The 19,604-nt window shown below is 60.7% G+C and carries 16 protein-coding genes; 9 read left to right on the forward strand and 7 right to left on the reverse strand.

Translation table 11 applies throughout. From position 1 onward, the window contains the following. Positions 1-2: 2 nt before the first annotated feature. Positions 3-1,145, reverse strand: coding sequence for a patatin-like phospholipase family protein (locus tag ACO06F_RS08255; RefSeq protein WP_421696210.1), 1,143 nt, complete (start codon positions 1,143-1,145; stop codon positions 3-5). Positions 1,146-1,601: 456 nt separating this feature from the next. Between ACO06F_RS08255 and ACO06F_RS08260 the strand changes: the two genes are divergently transcribed. Then, entirely contained in the window at positions 1,602-3,857 is a 2,256-nt protein-coding gene (locus ACO06F_RS08260) for a S8 family serine peptidase (protein WP_421696211.1), read from the forward strand. Here ACO06F_RS08260 and ACO06F_RS08265 read toward each other — a convergent pair. The 5 genes from ACO06F_RS08265 to ACO06F_RS08285 are packed head-to-tail and all read right to left on the reverse strand — an operon-like array spanning position 3,850 to position 8,504. After that, positions 3,850-4,833 carry an HpcH/HpaI aldolase/citrate lyase family protein gene (locus tag ACO06F_RS08265; protein WP_421696212.1) on the reverse strand — a complete coding sequence of 328 codons (984 nt, stop codon included), beginning with the start codon at positions 4,831-4,833 and terminating at the stop codon, positions 3,850-3,852. The genes ACO06F_RS08260 and ACO06F_RS08265 overlap by 8 nt on opposite strands. A 24-nt stretch (positions 4,834-4,857) precedes the next feature. Then, positions 4,858-5,202, reverse strand: a complete 345-nt coding sequence (locus ACO06F_RS08270) for a response regulator transcription factor (RefSeq protein WP_421696213.1) — start codon at positions 5,200-5,202, stop codon at positions 4,858-4,860. A gap of 13 nt (positions 5,203-5,215) precedes the next feature. Then, the gene (gene sucD / locus ACO06F_RS08275; RefSeq protein ID WP_421696214.1) at positions 5,216-6,103 is read right to left on the reverse strand and encodes a succinate--CoA ligase subunit alpha; all 888 of its coding nucleotides are present in this window, start codon (positions 6,101-6,103) and stop codon (positions 5,216-5,218) included. Then, positions 6,100-7,299, reverse strand: coding sequence for a malate--CoA ligase subunit beta (locus tag ACO06F_RS08280; RefSeq protein ID WP_421696215.1), 1,200 nt, complete (start codon positions 7,297-7,299; stop codon positions 6,100-6,102). Before ACO06F_RS08280 ends, sucD begins: the two co-directional genes overlap by 4 nt. An 11-nt stretch (positions 7,300-7,310) precedes the next feature. After that, positions 7,311-8,504, reverse strand: coding sequence for an aminotransferase class V-fold PLP-dependent enzyme (locus tag ACO06F_RS08285; protein ID WP_421696216.1), 1,194 nt, complete (start codon positions 8,502-8,504; stop codon positions 7,311-7,313). 173 nt (positions 8,505-8,677) lie between these two features. On the opposite strand from ACO06F_RS08285, the gene ACO06F_RS08290 reads away from it, so the two are divergent. The 7 genes from ACO06F_RS08290 (at position 8,678) to ACO06F_RS08320 (ending at position 15,061) form a co-directional block, all read left to right on the forward strand. After that, positions 8,678-9,283: a LuxR C-terminal-related transcriptional regulator gene (locus ACO06F_RS08290; protein ID WP_421696217.1), complete on the forward strand. Its 606-nt coding sequence runs from the start codon at positions 8,678-8,680 to the stop codon at positions 9,281-9,283. An 86-nt stretch (positions 9,284-9,369) separates the two neighbouring features. After that, positions 9,370-9,783, forward strand: a complete 414-nt coding sequence (locus tag ACO06F_RS08295; RefSeq protein ID WP_421696218.1) for a group II truncated hemoglobin — start codon at positions 9,370-9,372, stop codon at positions 9,781-9,783. Positions 9,784-9,912: 129 nt separating this feature from the next. Next, positions 9,913-11,046, forward strand: coding sequence for an aminomethyltransferase family protein (locus ACO06F_RS08300; RefSeq protein WP_421696219.1), 1,134 nt, complete (start codon positions 9,913-9,915; stop codon positions 11,044-11,046). Positions 11,047-11,061: 15 nt separating this feature from the next. Continuing rightward, positions 11,062-11,667, forward strand: a complete 606-nt coding sequence (locus tag ACO06F_RS08305) for a dimethylamine monooxygenase subunit DmmA family protein (RefSeq protein WP_421696220.1) — start codon at positions 11,062-11,064, stop codon at positions 11,665-11,667. Beyond that, positions 11,664-12,629, forward strand: a complete 966-nt coding sequence (locus ACO06F_RS08310) for a PDR/VanB family oxidoreductase (RefSeq protein WP_421696221.1) — start codon at positions 11,664-11,666, stop codon at positions 12,627-12,629. The genes ACO06F_RS08305 and ACO06F_RS08310 overlap by 4 nt, the downstream gene beginning before the upstream one ends. A 13-nt stretch (positions 12,630-12,642) precedes the next feature. Next, positions 12,643-13,686 carry a heme-dependent oxidative N-demethylase family protein gene (locus ACO06F_RS08315; RefSeq protein WP_421696222.1) on the forward strand — a complete coding sequence of 348 codons (1,044 nt, stop codon included), beginning with the start codon at positions 12,643-12,645 and terminating at the stop codon, positions 13,684-13,686. A 34-nt stretch (positions 13,687-13,720) separates the two neighbouring features. Beyond that, the gene (locus ACO06F_RS08320) at positions 13,721-15,061 is read left to right on the forward strand and encodes an NAD(P)-binding domain-containing protein (RefSeq protein ID WP_421696223.1); all 1,341 of its coding nucleotides are present in this window, start codon (positions 13,721-13,723) and stop codon (positions 15,059-15,061) included. A gap of 113 nt (positions 15,062-15,174) precedes the next feature. Here ACO06F_RS08320 and ACO06F_RS08325 read toward each other — a convergent pair whose 3' ends face one another. Further along, complete coding sequence (locus ACO06F_RS08325) at positions 15,175-17,538, reverse strand: DUF1989 domain-containing protein (RefSeq protein ID WP_421696224.1); 2,364 nt, start codon at positions 17,536-17,538, stop codon at positions 15,175-15,177. Positions 17,539-17,770: 232 nt separating this feature from the next. Between ACO06F_RS08325 and ACO06F_RS08330 the strand changes: the two genes are divergently transcribed. Next, positions 17,771-19,534: an APC family permease gene (locus ACO06F_RS08330; protein WP_421696225.1), complete on the forward strand. Its 1,764-nt coding sequence runs from the start codon at positions 17,771-17,773 to the stop codon at positions 19,532-19,534. The last annotated feature ends 70 nt before the right edge of the window (positions 19,535-19,604 follow it).

The following is a 19,604-nucleotide window of genomic DNA, read 5'->3' on the forward strand; positions in this document are numbered from 1 at the left end:
GCTTACTTGTTGTAGTCAGGCGGCGTCTTGGACCAGGCGGCGGGAGTCTGGCCCAGATCGAAGCCCAGGTCATAGAGCTTGCGCATGTAAACCTGGTCGAACTCGCTCTTGCCCTTGGCCGTGAAATCCCCCGGTATGGAGGTGAGGTTGAAGTCCACGTCGTCACGCTGAGACTGGGCGTACATCTTGTAAACATCGCCAATGCTCTGGCTCTTGATCAGCGTGCTGATCGAGCGGGCGGCAATGGCAAGCGTCTTGGTTTCCGTCTTTTCAGCCTGGGGCGCGAAGGTACCATTGATGATGACGTAGAGGCTGCGCTTGCGGGGGAATTTCAGCGCGGCATCAACCTCCTTCAGCGAATTCTGGCCAGACACCAGAAAGGCCTGCGTGGTGGTGCCGCCGTCAACGTGGAGCTCCTCATAGAGCTTGCCATCAGCCTGCACCTTGATGAGCTGCGGCGGGAAGACGCCGGGAATGGCCGCGCTTGCAATCAGCACGTCCCGGAAAAGCTGCAGCCGGTTCGGATTTCCGCTCGCGGCGATGGCCGTCATGTTCCAGACGACGGGGCGCTGGGCATCAAGGTTGGTCGTGCCGATCAGCAGGAGCCGGCCTTTGTCATTCTCGATCGCGATCTTGTCCAACAGATCCAGCGTGACGTATTTCGCCACCAGCGCCTTGAGCGGGCTGTTGTCGGTGAGCGACGAGCCGAAGACGGCGCCAAGTGGCCCCGTCTTGCGGAGCACGTCCTTGTCTGAAATCGTTGTATAGATTTCCTTCAGCTTTCCATCATATTCGGGACCAAGAAACGCATAGGGTGCGGTGAGTGCGCCCGTGCTGATGCCGGTTACCACTTCGAATTTCGGCCGCGTTCCGGCCTTGGTCCAGCCGGTCAGGATACCTGCGCCATAGGCCCCGTCACCACCGCCGCCGGAAATGGCCAGGTAATAGGCGCGTTCGAGTGGGATCGTCGGATCCGCCTTGTGCGCTTCGCGGAGTTCCTGCAGCCGGACGGCGGAGGATTCATTGAGCTTCTTGAGTTCGGCGTCACCCCAATAGCGGATGCCTCTATAGCCCACGGGCGTGGCAAAGCTGTTGACCGGTGCATCATCGAGACGCGGAACATTGGTGCCGCAGGCTGCAAGCATGACGAGCAGTGCTGCCGATGCTACAGCCCTAAGTCTGCAGGACCACGTCCGGCTACTCATCAATCTTTCATTCAACGCCATCAAGGCACCTGTTCGTCAGGAGTAGCCTGACCTGCTGTTCACATTCGCGTCCCGGCTGCCGCAGCACCATCTGGTACCCGGCATCCGTGTCTTTGGAATTGCAATGCCCGGCAAGCTCGGCGTCAGCAAGCACTTTATTAAGCCGAAGGGGCCATCATCAGCCTCTGAACTCTGATATGTGATTTTACCTATTCGTAACTTCGCAACCTCGTGCCTATCATCGCGGGCAATCGTAACGGCCCTGATTTGTTGCAAAGGATGGAAAAGCTCATGAGCAACGGCCTTCCCGGTTACGCATCAAGGTGTTGGATGACGGCCATCGCAACAGCAATCGCAGTGACCCTATTCCATCCCCTGCCATCTTCGGCGCAGTCAGTGCCAACGAAGCTCGCCAGCGAGAATGCAATCGAAACGGAAATCGCCCAGTCAGGCAAGAGCAGGGTCATCGTTCATGTTCTGAATGAGCAGAATACAGCGGCCCTCCAGCCGCTGCTGCGGCGCAAGGCGGAGCGGGCGTCTGCCCTCAACCGAATCAAGAACCTCGTCGACAGCGTCACAGGACGCGTTTTCCCGTCGGGAAAGACAACATCGGGCCGTCCGGTCACGCGCTTCACCATCATACCGGCCTTCGCCGCCGAAGTGACCCAGGCTGAACTCCAGCGCCTGCAAACCGATCCGAATGTGGTCAAGATCGAGATCGACGAATTCAAGCTGCCGACGCTCAATGCCTCGATTCCCCTGATCGGCCTGCCGTCAGGCTCCAACAGCAACACCACGGAGCCGAGCGGTTATGGCCGTACCGTCGCTGTAATCGATACAGGTGTACAGTCCAGCCACCCTTTCCTGGGCGCGCGCGTGGTGGCCGAGGCTTGCTATTTGACATCCTCGCTCTGCCCCAATGGTGGCTATAGCCAGACCGGGGCTGGTTCTTCCGCCCCCGCCAGCGGTGAAAATCACGGGACCCACGTGTCAGGCATCGCCGCCGGCTCCTTTGCCGCCGGTTCGCCGGTCAACCGGGGTGTCGCAAACAAGGCCAATCTGGTGATGGTCAATGTTTTCGGTTCGCAGGGCGGCGCCTATACGAGCGACATCATCCGTGGGCTGCAATATATTGAAGGTCTCGTTTCCACCAACGGAAACCCGTATCATATCGACTCGATCAACATGAGCCTCGGCGGCAGCACGCTCTATACCGGGCCCTGCGATTCAGATTCCGAGAAGCCGGTCATCGACCTGCTGCGCTCGGAAGGGGTGCTGACGGTGGTTGCCGCCGGCAACAATGGCTCAACCAGCAAAATGTCTTCTCCCGCCTGCATTTCGAGTGCCGTGTCCGTGGCGGCCACCAGCAAGCTGGGGAATGTGGCCAGCTATTCGAACATCAATCCTTACACGACGCTCTTTGCCCCTGGCGGCGATTCGGCCGCGGGAGGCTGCATCACCTCTTCCGTGCCGCAGAGCAGCTATGCCACGATGTGCGGAACATCGATGGCAACGCCACATGTGACTGGCGCCATTGCCCTGCTGCGCCAGGCCAAGCCTGATGCAACGGCCGACCAAATCATTTCCGCGCTGACCGCCGGAAACATTCCGCGGGTGACCGACACGCGCACGGGCGGCACCATTTCAAAGCCGTTCCTGCGCCCGGACCTGGCCATCGCCAATATCGGAAACCAGGCGTTGAACACGATTGCGGTGAGCAAGGGCGTATCCGGCGCGGGCAGTGCCAGCGGAACGGTCACGAGCTCGCCCGGAGGGATTTCCTGTGGCAGCACCTGCGCGGCCACCTTCACCGGGGGTTCGACGGTAACGCTTACCGCCGCAGCTGACAGCAGTTCAAACTTCGCCAGCTGGTCTGGCGCATGTTCGGGCTCGCAGGCCACGTGCACCATCACATTGCCGCTCGTGTCGTCCCCCACGACCAATGTAACGGCACTGTTCAGCGACACCAGGGTTTCCCTCAATACGGCCCTGGATGATACCCTCACATGGTCAAGCACGGCAGTCACCGGGGACGCAGGTGGCTGGTACGGCCAGACAACGGTGAAGCGCAGCGGAGACGCCACGGGTTCGGCCCGCAACAGCACCATCACCCACAGCCAGAAATCCTCGATCCAGACCACCGTCACGGGCCCCGGCACATTGAGCTACTACTGGTCGGTTTCCTCAGAAGCCAATTATGACTTCCTCAGCTTCTCGATTGACGGCGTACAGCAAACCGGGCGCATCAGCGGGACCGCCGCCTTCGCCCAGCAGCAATGGTCGATCGCGACCGGCAGCCATGTGCTGAAATGGACCTATGCGAAGGATTCCTCCATCACATCTGGTGCTGACGCGGGCTACCTCGACACGGTGGTCTTCACGCCAACGCCCGCCACCACGAATTACCAACTGAGCCTCAGCAAGATCAACCGGAGCTACGGCAGTGTCACCAGCGCTCCCGTTGGCATCAATTGCGGCACAAGCTGTTCATCGGCGAGCGCCAAGTTCGTCGCCAGCACAAGTGTGACGCTGACGGCGAAACCCATCAGCGGCCGGCGCTTCAGCTCCTGGAGCGGGGCATGCACAGGGAGTTCCACCACCTGCACGGTCACCATGTCTGCCAACAAGTCGGTGACTGCCAGTTTCAGGTAGATGATTTCTCGATCTGCTGGGCCTTTTCCACCAGGACCTGGGCCTGGCGGATCGAGGCATAGTCGATGAGGCGGCCGTCCAGGGAGACAGCGCCCTTGCCCTGCGCTTCAGCTTCCTTCATCGCCATCAGAATGCGCCTGGCGCGCGTTACCTCCGCCTCGGAGGGGCTCATCACCTCGTTGGCAAGGCCGATTTGTGACGGGTGAATGGCCCACTTGCCTTCGCAGCCCAACACCGCCGCCCGCGCCGCGGCTGCCCGGAAGGCATCAGGATCCGAGAAATTTCCGAAGGGGCCGTCAACTGGCCGCAAACCATTGGCACGAGCCGCAACGACCATGCGGGCTGTCGCGTAGTGCCACATGTCACCCCAATGTGTCTGGCGTGAACCATCCGCCAAGGGTTCTGTCAACACGGCATAATCGGCATTGGCGCCACCGATGGACGTGGTGCGGGCGCGCGTTGACGCCGCGTAGTCCGCAACACCGAAATGCAGCGACTCATTGCGCTTCGAGGCGGCGGCGATCTCATGGACGTTCTGCATGCCGAGGGCCGTTTCGATGATGAGCTCGAAACCGATGCGCTTGCGCCTGCCCCTGGCCGTTTCGACCTGCGTTGCCAGCATGTCGATGGCATAGACGTCAGACGCGGTGCCGACTTTCGGGATCATGATGAGGTCCAGCCGGTCACTCGCCTGTTCGAGCACGTCCACCACATCGCGGTACATGTAGTGCGTATCAAGCCCGTTGATGCGCACAGAGAGCGATTTATTGCCCCAGTCGATGTCGCCGATCGCCTGAATGATGTTCTTGCGCGCCTGGGCCTTGTCATCCGGGGCGACGGCATCCTCGAGGTCGAGAAACACCACGTCGGCTGCGGACTTCGCCGCCTTCTCGAACATCTGGGGCTGGCTGCCGGGCACGGCCAGTTCGCTGCGGTTGAGGCGCGCAGGCGCCTGCTCGACGGTAAAGAAGCTCATCTTGTTTCCAATGCTTGAGAGGGGTCAGGCGGCGCGGCGGCGCAGGATTTCCGCCTGCGCCGTCTCGGGGTCGAAGAGGCCGTTTTCGAACACATAACGGACCAGCTGGTGGCGGCGGAACAGTCCCATGTCCCGGATTGCCCGGGACATGTGAGCCTTCACCGTGGCGCTGGCAACGCCAAGGAGGTAGGCAATCTCCTTGTCGGCAAGGCCGCAGCACACGAGCTGCAGCACCAGCGTCTGCATGGCAGACAAGCGGCAGGGCTTCGGTTCGTAGCGGTAGGAGCGAAGCTCAGGCACAATCGTGACGGCGTGTTTCGCCGCTCCGCTGCGCCCCAGCCGCACCGGGGATTCGAGAGGCCGGTTCATGGTTCAGGCCTCCTTAAGCCGCCTTGAGGACTTTCTGCGCCGTGCTGCCGATTTCGGCAGGCGTGGGCGCAATGGCAACGCCCACGTCACGCAGCAGTTCGACCTTTTCGGATGCGCCTTCTCCGAAGGCCTGGATGATGGCGCCAGCATGGCCCATCTTGCGGCCCTTGGGGGCGGACAGACCGGCCACGTAGGCAATCACCGGCTTTGTCATGTGGTCGCGGATATATTCCGCGGCCTCTGCTTCCTGCGGTCCGCCGATTTCACCGATCATCACGACGGCATGAGTTTCGGGGTCGGATTCGAACAGCTCCAGAATGTCCTTGAAGGAGGACCCGTTGATCGGGTCACCGCCGATGCCGACGCTTGTCGAGACACCAATTCCCAGTTCCATCATCTGCGCTGCGGCTTCATAGCCTAGGGTTCCGGAGCGGCCGACGATGCCGACATTGCCGGGAAGATAGATGTTACCTGGCATAATTCCCATCAGCGCCTTGCCGGGGGAGATGACGCCGGCACAGTTGGGGCCAATGAGACGCATGCGGTTCTCAGCCCGGTAGCGGCGCATGTAGCGCTTAACCCGGATCATGTCCTGTGCCGGAATGCCGTCAGTAATGGCCACACACAGCCTGGTGCCTGCATCCGCGGCTTCCATGATCGAGTCGGCCGCGAAGGGGGGCGGCACAAAGACGATCGAAGCCAAGGCTCCCGTTTTGGCCACTGCTTCCTTCATCGTGTCGAACACGGGCAGGCCATGGAGCAGGGTGCCGCCTTTGCCGGGGGTGACACCGCCCACGATGTTGGTGCCATAGTCCAGCATTTCCTTGGTGTGGAAGGTGCCGATCTTGCCGGTGATGCCCTGCACCAAAACCGGGGTTGTGCGGTCAAGAAGGATGCTCATGCGTTCACCAGCTTAAGGCCAAGCGTGTTGGCATTGTTCTTCCAGGCCGCAACCGCGCGTTCGGCGGCTTCGGCCAGCGTGTTGGCGCGGATCACCGGGAGGCCCGAGCGCGCCAGGATGCGGCGGCCCTCCTCCACATGGGTTCCGGCGAGGCGCACGATGACTGGCACATTCACCGGACTCTTCTCGAGGGCCTGGATCACGCCCTCTGCGACCCAGTCGCAGCGATTGATACCGGCGAAGATGTTGACCAGAATCGCCTCGACGTTCTTGTCCATGGTCACAAGCTTGAAGGCCTTGGCCACGCGCTCAGGCGTTGCGCCACCACCGATGTCGAGAAAGTTCGCAGGCTCGCCGCCTGCAAGCTTGATCATGTCCATCGTGGCCATGGCGAGGCCGGCGCCGTTGACGATGCAGCCGATCCTGCCGGAAAGGCCGACATAGGCAAGACCGCGGTCATTGGCGTGGGTTTCGCGGGCGTCTTCCTGGCTCTTGTCACGCAGTTCGGCCACTGCGGGGTGCCGGAAGAGTGCATTGTCGTCAAAGGTCATCTTGGCGTCGAGCGCCATCACGTGATCGTCTTCCGTCACGATCAGGGGATTGATCTCGACCATGGTCGCATCGAGTTCCTCGAACGCCCGGTAGCAGCCGAGAATGGCATTGACGGCGGATTGGATCTGCGTGGGCTTGAGGCCCAGCGCAAAGGCAATCTCACGCGCCTGGAAGGCCTGCATGCCCACTGCCGGCTCAACGCTGACCTTGACGATAGACTGGGGCTTCTCAGCCGCAATTTCCTCGATTTCCATGCCGCCCTCGGAGGAGGCGACGACCATGACGCGCTCCGACTTCCGATCGAGCACGAAGCCCAGATAGAGCTCCTTGGTGATCGCAACGCCACCTTCGACATAGAGGCGGTAGACGATCTTGCCGGCGGGGCCTGACTGATGCGTCACCAGCTTCTTGCCGAGAAGTTCATCCGCGGCATCCAGAACTTCATCCTCGCTGCGGCAGAGTTTGACGCCGCCTGCCTTGCCGCGCCCGCCGGTGTGAACCTGGGCCTTCACCACCCACAGCTTGCCGCCAATCTCTCGCGCGCGGTAGGCTGCCTGTTCGGGGCTGTAGGCCAGCGCGCCCTTGGGGACAGGAACGCCGAAGCGGCTGAGGATTTCCTTGGCCTGATACTCATGAATGTCCATGGCTGATCTCCTCAGGCCGCGTTCTTGAGAGCGGTGCTGCCTGCAGCGCCACGGTAGTATTCCATCGCTGCGGCGACGCCGGAGCCAGCTTCCACGGGAACGCTCAAGTCACGCATGGCCATTTCGGAGCCTGCGATTGCCGTCAGGCACATGATCTCGTTGAGATCCCCCAGGTGCCCGATGCGGAACACCTTACCCGCCACCTTGTTGAGGCCCATGCCGAGCGACATGTGATACTTGGTGTAGGCGTGCCGCACGAGTGCCGCACTGTCGAAGCCTTCCGGCAGCAGAATGGCGCTCACCGTATCCGAATGCCACTTCGGGTCCTTGGCGCAGAGCTTCAGGCCCCAGGCATGAACCGCGCGGCGAACGCCTTCCGCCAGGCGGTGGTGCCGGGCGAAGACATTCTCCAGCCCTTCGGCCAGCAGCAAGTCCGTCGCGGCCCTCAGTGCACGGAACATGTGCAGTGGCGGGGTATAAGGAAAGTAGCCGTCCTTGTTGGTGCGCATCATATCTTCGAAGTCGAAGTAGCAGCGGAGCGCGCGGGCAGATTTGCGCATGTCCAGCGCCCTTTGCGACACTGCAAGAATGGCGAGACCTGCGGGCATCATGAAGCCCTTCTGCGAGCCCGAGACGCAGACATCCACGCCCCATTCATCCATACGGAAATCGATCGAGGCGAGCGAGCTCACGGCATCCACAAAGAGAAGTGCCGGATGCTTCGCATCATCCATTGCGCGCCGCACCCCGGCGACGTCACTCGTCACACCTGTTGCCGTCTCGTTGTGCGTCACCAGCACAGCCTTGTAGCTGTGTGTCTTATCGGACTTGAGCTTCTCCGCGAAAATCTCGACGGGAACGCCCTCGCCCCACGGCACGTCGACCACGTCAACCTCAAGGCCCATGCGCTGGCACATGTCGGCCCAGAGAAGGGAGAACTGGCCGAAGCGAGCGATCAGGACCTTGTCACCGGGGGAGAGGGTGTTGGCCATCGCCGCTTCCCAACCGCCCGTGCCGGAGGCCGGAAACAGGAAGATCTGGCCCTGCTCCGTCTTGAACACCTTCTTCACATCGGCAAAGAGCGGCAGCGTGAATGAGGGAAGGTCAGGCGCGCGCTGATCTTCCATGGCGATATCCATGGCAAGCCGGACGGCCTGTGGCACATTGGTCGGCCCTGGAATGAAGAGGCCACGTGTTCCTGACATTTCGCATTCTCCCATTGTTTCTTGTTCGCTGATGAATTTATGTGCGGGTGGGAAGAAAACGAAAACACCCCAAAAACCAGCCATCTGGCATCCAATAGGGTGGAAAAATAACTACACTTTCAAGCTGTAAAGAGAAGTTGTCAGTTAGCTCTACTATCCGATAAGGTGGGAAGATGACCCGCAGCGTCATCATCGCCGATCCAAACACAATCATGCTCCAGGCCCTGTCTGACCTGTTTGAGCGGGACCGCCGCTTCAGCCTTGTGGCCACATCCAAGACGGCGGAGGGGTTCCTGGAAAGCTGTCTCCTCGTTCCCGTGGAGATTGGCATTGTCGACTGGACGATTCCGCAACTGGGGGCGGAGCGCCTTCTCGGCATTCTTCGGGATAAGCCCAAGGCACCCAGAATCATCGTCTATGCAGGGGGTGGCGATCCAGACGTGGCGCGGCGGGCGATGGCCGCAGGTGCCGCCGCCTTTCTGACCCGTGATGTGCCGGAACAGCAGCTTCTGGAAGTGGCGGCCACCGTTGCGGGCGGACGCATGGTCTTCCCTTACATGGATGTTCGTAGCCTTAAGCAGGACCCTCGGGAAAGCCTGACGGGACGGGAGAAGACCATGCTTGCAGCACTGGCGAAGGGCCGTACCAACACGGAACTCGCCGCCGAACTCGGCATCTCCATAAACACAGTGAAGTTCCACCTGCGGAATCTTTATGAAAAGCTCGGCCTTCGCAACCGCTCACAGGCCATTGCCTTCTATTACGCAAACCACACGTGAGCGCCGGGCGTTCTCCCCTGTGGCAGGATCGCACATTCAATACCGGAACTGCATGGGCGATGCTGCCGCCAACGCGGGAGTGCGTGATGAGTATTTACGAGCAGATGGGCGGCGAGACCGGCGTGCGTCGCCTGGTCGAGACCTTCTACGATATCGTCGAGTCCGAGCCTGAGGGTGAACCGCTGCGTGTGATGCACAATGAGGGGAACGGTCTTCGCCATGCCCGCGAAGCGCAGTTCCTGTTTCTCTCCGGCTTCCTGGGGGGCCCCCAGCTCTATGTTGAACAGTTCCACCACTCCAATGTGAAGCAGGTCCATGCTCATCTGAAGATCGGCGCTGTTGAGGCGCAGTCCTGGCTCTCTTGCATGGACAAAGCGCTAACCCAGACAGCAGATGAGGAGACCCGCCGCCGCCTGATGCAGAACTTCACCCGGGTAGCGGAAGCCCTCAGAACGACGCCCGCCTCTGTACAGAACCCGTTGAAGGCCATTTCCACATGATCCTAGGGCATGCCCGGCTGCCCGGAACGCGGGCAGCCTATTCGACGATCAGACGACTTGCGCTTCTCTCATTCCTGTGTAGATTTGGGAAAAAATAATTCCACACAGGAAACGATTAGGAGGAATTCGATGCCTTTGTCCTGGAGATTTTCTGCCCTCGGTGATCGCCACCGTGCCCTTGGCTCCAAGCTTGAAGACTGGAGCGGCATGGGAACCGCATGGACCTATGACAAAGACATTTTCGAAGAGCACATCGCCGTCCGCACCAAGGCGGGTCTCATGGATGTGTCTGGCCTGAAGAAGGTCCATCTGGTCGGGCCGCATGCCATTGCAGTCCTGGACTATATCACCACGCGTGACGTTTCAAAGGTCTATCCGGGCAAATCCGTCTATGCCTGCATGCTCAATGAGCGCGGCATGTTCACGGATGATTGCATCATCTACCGAACAGGACCCAATTCCTGGATGCTGGTGCACGGCTCAGGCTCGGCGCATGAGGAAGTCGTCAAGCAGTCGCTGGGCCGCAACGTGGCCGTCCTCTTCGATGACGATCTGCATGATCTCTCGCTGCAGGGTCCGCTCGCTGTCGATTTCCTGGCGCAGCATGTGCCGGGGATTCGCGACCTCAAGTATTTCCATCATATGCAGACGATGCTGTTCGGCGCGCCCGTCATGATCTCGCGCACCGGCTACACCGGCGAGCGCGGCTATGAAATCTTCTGCCGCGGCCAGGATGCGCCGATGATCTGGGACACGATCCTCGACAAAGGCAAGAGCATGGGCATCATCCCCGTCTGCTTCAGCGTGCTCGACATGCTCCGCGTCGAGAGCTACCTGCTGTTCTACCCTTACGACAATTCGCAGATGTACCCCTTCCCCGATCAGATCCCGGGCGACTCGCTGTGGGAACTGGGCCTCGACTTCACGGTGAGCCCCGGCAAGACGGGCTTCCGCGGTGCCGAAGAGCATTACAAGCTCAAGGGCAAGGAGCGCTTCAAGATTTTCGGCGTGCTGATCGAGGCCGATGGCCCCGCCGACCTTGGAGACGAGGTCTGGGCCGACGGCCGCAAGGTCGGCGTCATCACTTGCCCCAGCTATTCGAAGCTGACCAAGAAGAGCATGGGCATTGCTCGTCTCGAAGTTCCCTATGCCAAGCAGGGTACACCTCTCGAAATCCGCGGCAAGACTGTGAAGGCAAAGGCAATCGCCCACACCATCACCTTCGACGACCCGGAAAAGAAGAAGCGCACGGCAGTCGGTTAAAGGACACAAGGGCGGATGCTCGTTGCAGGAATCAAGAGCCGGCCCGTCTATGGCGGACTGAACATCGATCGCCACGCGAAGCGGCACCTCTTCGCCCTTGAGGGTGAAGGGGCGCTGGCACTTCTCGATCAGGTCAAGTCAGCAGGGCCCGGCTTCCTCACGCATGCGGATATCCTGTATGTGGCCGCAGGCTCCAGGGCTGAGGACCACGACAAGGCGCTTGCGGCCCTGGGCGCGGACAGTTTCTGGCTTGCCCCCACCATTCCGGTGCTTCTCAACCGCCTGAACGTGATGCTGGGCCAGGCAAGGATGGGGCTCCGGATCTATCTCGCGGGGACGGAAGGCTTCATAGGGCAGGCGATGCAGGTGGCGCTGAACCATGGCGTTGACCATGCATCTGTGCACACTGAGCACCGTGGATCCGCCGCACGGCGGGTGCAGTGCGTCCACTGCAAGGGTATCACAGACAATGTGACGACCAGCCCCTTCAGCTGCAGCCACTGCGGGCTTCCGTTGCTGGTGCGCGACCATTATTCCCGCCGTATCGGGGCCTTCCAGGGCGTGAACATCGACGCCGAGGAACCCGGCACGGCACCTCCGCCCGAGGAGCTGTTCCCGTGACCATCAATACCGAAATGAAAGTGCGCGTGGCGAAAATCGCCCAAGTCGCGGACAAGGTAAAGCGCTTCCGCTTCGAACGCGCGGACGGCCAACCCATGCCGATTTTCTCAGGGGGCGCTCATGTCATCGTGTCGATGCGCGATGGAACGTCCTTGCGGCGCAACCCCTATTCACTCATGTCGTCTCCCGCAGATACGGGCGGCTATGAAATCAGCGTGCTGCGGGTGGAGAATTCCCGCGGTGGCTCCGCTTTTCTGCACGAGGCCCTGAAGGAAGGCGATTCACTCACCCTCAGCCAACCCGTCAACCTGTTCGCCTATGACCAGCGGGCAAAGAAGCACATCATGATGGCGGGCGGCATTGGCATCACGCCTTTCATCGCCATGATGGATCAGATGGAGCGTGAAGGCCGCGCCTTCGAATTGCATTACGCTGTCCGAACCCGCAGCCACGGCGCCTATTGGAAAGACTTGCAGCAACGCTATGGCGCCCAACGGGTGAAGATTTATTGCGACGAAGAGCGGCTGTTCATTCCTGTTGGCGCCGTGCTGGAGAATCAACCCCTCGGCACGCATCTCTATGTCTGCGGGCCTGCGGGCATGATCAACGGCGTGCTGTGCAAGGCGGTGGAGTTGGGCTGGCCGAAGCAGAACCTTCATTCTGAGGAGTTCCTCGCACCTCCACCAGGCAAGGCCTTCCAGGTGAAGCTGGCGCGATCCAACCGCATGATCGACGTCGCCCCGCACCAGAGCATTCTCGAAGCGCTTGAGGCGGCAGGTGTCGATGCCCCCTATCTGTGCCGCGGCGGCGCCTGCGGACAATGTGAAACCGGTGTGATCTCGTGTGACGGCGAACTGGAGCACAACGACCACTTCCTGGAACCCGAGGACAAGGCTTCGGGCAGGAAGATCATGATCTGTGTCTCACGCATCAATGGCAACGCGGTAACGCTCGATCTCTAGGAGTTCGCCTCACATGAACCTGACCTTCAGAAATGAAACATTCCGCGACGATTATACGTTCCGCAACAGCCCGGAAACGATCCGCCGCTTTCCCTTCCCATTCAACGAAGACAAGTACATGTATTCGGTGAACATGGAGCCGCATGTTCCGGCAGGCCCTGCCGGACACGCCTATAACAATGCAATCGACGTGGACGAGCACTACGTGGCCGAGATGCGCGACCGCGCACTGGTGCTGAAGGAAGATCCACTGCGCTACCAGGCGCTGCCGCATATGATGGCCGCGCAGTGGGACACGCTCGAACTGCTGATGGAACACCAGGCCGCGAGCTATCCCGATCTCTTCACGCTCGAGAAGGATGGTGATCGCTGGCGCTGGATCAACCGGCCGCTGGGGATCGACCAGAGCTTCACCTTTGGCGATGCCGCAACGCTGCCGATGGAGCCACTCGAATTCATCACACGGCAGGCCCAGGGTGACTTCGTCATCGTCGATCAGCGTGACAATAATCTGTGGTGCGATGCCGGCATGGTGACGACGCAGGCCGACTGGTCGCTCGACTTCGACATCGGCATGAACTTCCATGAATGGCACGGTCCGGTGCCGCTGGCGCATGAGATCGGCGTGTTCGACCGCGCGCTGAAATTCCTGTTGAACCTGCAGCTCGGAAAGCCGGTGCGCCGGCTCAACTGGACGATGACCATCAACCCGCGTCTCGACACCAGCCCCGAGAATTATCACAAATGGGGCCCGGACCGCGGCACGGTGACGCCAGCAAACGTGGGTGAAAAAGTTCATCTGCGCTGCGAGCTGCAAACGCTGTGGCGCCTTCCCCGCTCCAACGCCATCCTCTTCGTGATCCGCTGCTACCTCATCAAGATGGAAGAGCTCGTGACGGTGCCCAAATGGGCGCGTCGCTTCCACCGCGTGCTGCGAGACCTGCCGCCCGAGCTTGCGGATTACAAGGGTTTGACACGGTACCGCCCGACAACAGTCGAGTGGCTATCGAAATTTGACGGCGGCCAGCCGACCACCCCCGGCATTTATCCGGAATGATGGGCGGCAAGTAAAAAAACACCAGGGAGACACCATGACGAGAGTTGCAGTTATCGGCGCAGGCCCTTCGGGCCTGGCGGCCCTTCGCGCCTTCCAATCCGCCAAGAAGAAGGGGGCAAAGATCCCCGAAGTCGTCTGCTTCGAAAAGCAGGATGATTGGGGTGGGTTGTGGAAATACACCTGGCGTACCGGCCTTGATGAATATGGCGAGCCCGTTCACTGCTCCATGTACCGTTACCTGTGGTCCAACGGACCCAAGGAATGCCTGGAATTCGCGGATTACACATTCGAAGAACATTTCGGAAAGCCGATCGCATCCTACCCGCCCCGCGCCGTGCTGTGGGATTACATCACCGGCCGCGTAAAGAAGGCGGGTGTGCGCAAATGGATCCGGTTCAACACCCCCGTCCGGATGGTGGAGTACGACAAGAAGAAGAAGAAATTCCTGGTGACCGTCCATGACCGTCCCAAGGAGAAGATGTATACGGAGGAGTTCGACTACGTCATCTGCGCATCCGGCCACTTCTCCACGCCGCATGTGCCGTTCTTCCCCGGCCTCGACGCCTTCAACGGCCGCGTTCTCCACGCCCATGATTTCCGCGATGCGCTGGAGTTCAAGGGCAAGGATGTGCTGATCGTCGGGCGCAGCTATTCGGCCGAAGACATCGGCTCGCAGTGCTGGAAGTATGGCGCAAAATCGGTGACGACGACCTACCGTTCGAAGCCCATGGGCTTCAAATGGCCAAAGAACTTCGAGGAGCGCCCGCTGCTGCAGAAGGTGGAAGGAAAGACCGCCTATTTCGCCGATGGCAGCAAGAAGGATGTGGACGCCATCATCCTCTGCACCGGCTACCAGCATTACTTCCCCTACCTGCCGGAAGACCTGCGCCTCAAGACAACGAACCGCCTGTGGCCCGAAAAACTCTATAAGGGCGTGGTCTGGCAGGACAACCCGAAATTCTTCTATATCGGCATGCAGGATCAGTTCTACACCTTCAACATGTTCGATGCCCAGGCGTGGTATGTGCGTGACGTCATCCTCGGCCGCATCAAGCTGCCCAAGGCCGATGCCATGGAGAAGGACTGGAAGAAGTGGCTGAAGCGCGAGAAGAAGCTCGCCGATGCCGAGCAGATGATCTGGTTCCAGGGCGACTACGTCAAGGAGCTGATCGATGCCACGGACTATCCGAGCTTCGACATCGAAGGCGTGAACAAGACCTTCATGGTCTGGGAGCACCACAAGATGGATGACATCATGGGCTTCCGGAACAATTCTTATAAGTCTCTGATGACGGGCAACATGAGCCCCAAGCACCACACGCCATGGAAGGATGCGCTGGACGATTCGATGGAAGCGTATCTGGCGAATAAGTAAAAATAATTATATGAGGACACCATCATCGCCGGGCCATACGCCCGGCGATTTTGCTTCCACTGCACTTGCCGTCACCCCGGCGAAAGCCGGGATGACGCCATAAAAATTTGTACTTATGACCGCGGTCTTGTCTTCTCCGGGTCGTAAGCTGCGAACTTCACGATTTTTGCGGGGAGCCGCTTCTGGTGGCCGTCGAGCTTGCCGATTTCGACCTCGGTGCCCAGCTCGGCATTGAGTGCATCCACACGCGCGAGTGCGATGTTCTTGCCGAGGATCGGCGAGCGCATGGAGCTTGTCACCACGCCCACCTGGGCGCGGCCAATGTGCACGCAATCGCCATGGCCCACCGCCTCGTTCGAATCGATATCGAGGCCAACGAGCTTCCGCCGCGGATGGTCCTTGCGCTGAATGAGGGCCTGTTTCCCGATGAAGTCATCAGCTTTGGACTTCAGCGGAACAGCGAATCCGATACCGGCCTCGAAGGGGTCCGTTTCCGAGTCGAACTCGTAATGCGCGAAGATCAACCCCGCCTCGATGCGCACCATATCGAGCGCTTCGAGACCCATGGGCTTTAGGCCGAATTTCTGGCCGGCCTCCCACACGGCATCGAACACCGCCAGCGCGTCCTTCGGGTGGCAGAAAATCTCATAGCCAAGCTCGCCGGTGTAGCCGGTGCGCGAAACGACGATGGGAGCGCCCTCAAAATGGCCGATGCGGGCCACGGCAAAGCGGAACCAGTCAAGCTCGGCAATGGAGGTCTGGGAGGGTGCAGTCCAGATGATCTCCTTCAGCAGATCGCGGCTATTGGGCCCCTGCACCGCGATGTTGTGCAACTGGTCGGTCGAGGAGCGAACCCAGGCCTTGTAGCCCATCTTCTCCGCCTGCTCGCGCAGCCAGATGCCGGAGTAGTCATCACCGCCGATCCAGCGGAAGTTGTTGGGGCCCAAACGGAACACTGTGCCGTCATCGATCATGCCGCCGTTCTCATAACACATGGCGGTATAGACGACCTGGCCCACCGCCAACTTGCGGATATCGCGGGTCACGCAATATTGCAGCAGCGCCTCGGCATCGGGGCCCGTCACCTCGAATTTGCGCAGTGGCGAGAGGTCCATCACAACGCATTTTTCGCGGGCCGCCCAGTATTCATCGATGGGACCGTCATTGTTGAAGCGCTGCGGCAGCCAGTAGCCGCGATACTCCGTGTAGTTCCGGGTGAGTGCGGAGAAGCGCGGATGGAAGGCGGTTTCCTTGGTAAGTTGCGCGTCGGCGTCAGGTGTCATGCGATAGGCCACTGCTCTCGAGAATTTTTCGGTTGCCGCATAGGTGCGGACGTGGATGTCGGTCGGCTCCCAGGCGTTTGCCGCGTCGATGTCGTCGGGACAGGAGGAAGACACGCAAACGATGTCCGTCAGCGCGCGCATCAGCACATAGTCGCCTGGCCTGGACCACGGCTCGTCGAGGTAGAGCTGGTTCTGGTGGTCGACATTGGTGTTGTAGAAATAGTTGATCGCCTCCCATCCCTTGCGCGGGGCAACGCCAAACGGGGCAAGGGCGTGATTGAAGTTCTCCGTGCAGTTCACATGGCCCGGGTAGCCCATGTCGTCGTAGTAGCGGCTGTTGCAAGCGGTGGCGAAGGCATCATGCCGGCCCACGGTATCCTGCACGATTTCCACCAGGGGTTCGAATTCCCTGTCGAACGCCTTGGACGGGAGACCCGGCGTGGGATAGCTGCGGCCCAGAAGGGTGCGGGTGACGGTCGAGTCCAGCGCGTAGTCCAGCCCCTTCTCCACCTTGCGGGCGGCGAGCGCCTGGAAATCCGTGCACTGGCGGCCGGAGACGTCAATCACCTGAATGTATTCGCCAGCCCGCACCAGATAAGCCGAGGCCGTTGCCGCGCGGATGCGAATATCCGCGATGGGATCCGCCAGCGGTTCCGGGAGAAGGTCCAGGGTCTTTCCAGACGCCGAAGAAGCACGGGTGATTCGAAGTTCGATCCCGGTCGCCGTGTCCTGCGCCTCGGGGGACATGTCTGCCCCCGGCGCGGCAACAATCAGAAGCCCGTCGCGCGACACGGTGAGGGACGCGGTGCTGCCGGGGGCGCTCTCCCCGCCAAACAGGTGCACGGACTGGGCCTTGCCAATGTCGATGCCTCGGCGCCTGAGGGCCGCCAGGCTGCGGCTGGCGCCAGCGCCATTGCCCGACAGGAGCGCCTTCAGGCCCTCGCCCGTGCCGTTGGGCTTGGCCCCCAGAGCCGTGATGTCAAACGCGCCTTGGGGATCGCAGAACAGCACTTCGCACAGCTGCCCGCCCTCGACATCCGTCAGGCGCAAGGCGTCCCCCGCCTTCACCTCCACCACAACGGATCCCGCCCCTGGCACGGGGTAGCGTTCCACCCGGTCCGTCAGGCCGCGCACGCCGGGCCGCAGAATACGGCTGGCTGGCGGAGCCTTGTTGCGTTGCAGCAAATTCAGCATCAATCACCCATTGCACCGGTCTGGCCGGGATCAGCTGTCACGTATCCTGTACATATAGGCGAGTTTCGCTTGACCGTCGATATAACGGCATTCAAAATTCTTTCCTGAGGGTTTGAGGGGGGACGTCGGGGGAAACTCCGTAACCTCGTAACCTTTGCCACATGGACATCCACCGCCCCGGAGAGGGCGGCGTCCATGAGATGGGAAACAGGTAATCGGAGGAAACAAAGACATGTCAGAACAATCGAACTCGGGCGAGCTCGTCCGGGCACTGGACTGGAAAGGGGCCTTCTGGGTCGCGGCCGGTGTGCCGCCCCTCGTTCTCTTCTCCATCGGCGGCATCGCCGGGACCACGGGGAAGCTCGCTTTCCTCGTCTGGATGATCTCCATGGTGATGGGCTTCCTGCAGTCCTTCACCTATGCCGAAATTGCCGGCATGTTCGGCAACAAGTCAGGCGGCGCTTCGGTTTACGGCGCGACGGCCTGGCTGCGCTATTCGAAGTTCATCGCGCCCCTCTCCGTGTGGTGCAACTGGTTCGCCTGGAGCCCGGTCCTCTCGCTGGGCTGTGCCATTGCGGCGGGCTATATTCTGAACTCGCTGTTCCCCATTCCTGCAGCGGATTCGCAGCTGGTTCTGGACTGGGTGGCAGCCCACGCGGCGAGCTACACCGAGACCACGCAGTCGGTCGTCGACTATATCGCCGCCAATGCCGGTACGGCCCCGGCGGACGCCATCAAGGCCGTCGCAACGACGGATGCCGTCACGGCGCTCACGCCTTACGTCCGCAGCTGGGAAGCGCTCACCTTCAACATTCCCGGCCTTGGTGCGATGCACTTCAATGCCACCTTCGTGATCGGCGCCATACTGATGCTGATCATCTTCGCAATTCAGCACCGCGGCATCGCCTCCACGGCGAGTGCGCAAAAGGTGCTGGCAATCATCGTGCTGGTGCCGCTTTTCCTGGTTGGCATTGTGCCGATCGTCACCGGTCAGATCGACTATTCCAACGTCACCAACCTGATGCCGCCTGCCGCAGCCTATTCGGCTGAGGAAGGCACGTGGAACATCGGCGGTTGGACGCTCTTCCTGGGAGGCCTCTACATCGCCGCCTGGTCGACATACGGCTTCGAGACCGCTGTCTGCTACACTCGCGAACTGAAGAACCCGAAGACCGATACGTTCCGGGCCATCTTCTATTCCGGCCTGCTCTGCTGCGTGTTCTTCTTCCTGGTGCCGTTCTCCTTCCAGGGCGTGCTGGGCCATGCAGGCATGCTTGCTCCCGGCATCGTGGACGGAACGGGCATTGCCGAAGCGCTGGGCAATATGGTGGGCGGTGGTAAGGTCATCACCCAGATCTTTGTGATCCTGATGATCCTCGCGCTGTTCCTCGCCATCATGACGGCGATGGCCGGTTCCTCGCGGACCCTGTATCAGGGCTCGAAAGACGGCTGGCTTCCCCGCTATCTCAGCCACGTCAACTCTCATGGTGCGCCAACCCGTGCCATGTGGACGGACTTCGCCTTCAACCTGTTCCTGCTCGGACTGGCGTCAGACGTCGGGGGATACTTCTACGTGCTCGCCATTTCGAATGTGGGCTATATCATCTTCAACTTCCTGAACCTCAACGCAGGCTGGATGCACCGCGTCGACTCTGGTCATGTACCACGGGCGTGGAAGGCGCCGACCTGGCTGATCGGCGTCAACACCGTGCTGGCCTTCGTCAACGCCCTGTTCCTCGGAGCAGGCGCCAAGGTCTGGGGCTATTCGAGCGCACTTTGGGTCGGCTTCGCGTTCGCTGCACTCATTCTGCCAGTGTTCATCTACAGGCACTATGTGCAGGACGGCGGCAAGTTCCCGAAGGAGGCCCTGGACGATCTCGGCATCGTGGGCACCGGATTGGGTGAGCGCAAGGCAGGGATACTGCCTTACCTCGTGCTGATTGCGGGTGCCTGCGTGGTGCTGATCGCCAACTGGTTCTTCGTGCTTCCAGCCTGATTTTCAGGCGCGGCGACAATCAAGGCGGGACCGTCCGGTGATGGTCCCGCTTTTCTTTTGAGCGGGGCCG

This window comes from Aestuariivirga sp., assembly GCF_965227715.1.
Taxonomy (GTDB): Bacteria; Pseudomonadota; Alphaproteobacteria; order Rhizobiales; family Aestuariivirgaceae; genus Aestuariivirga.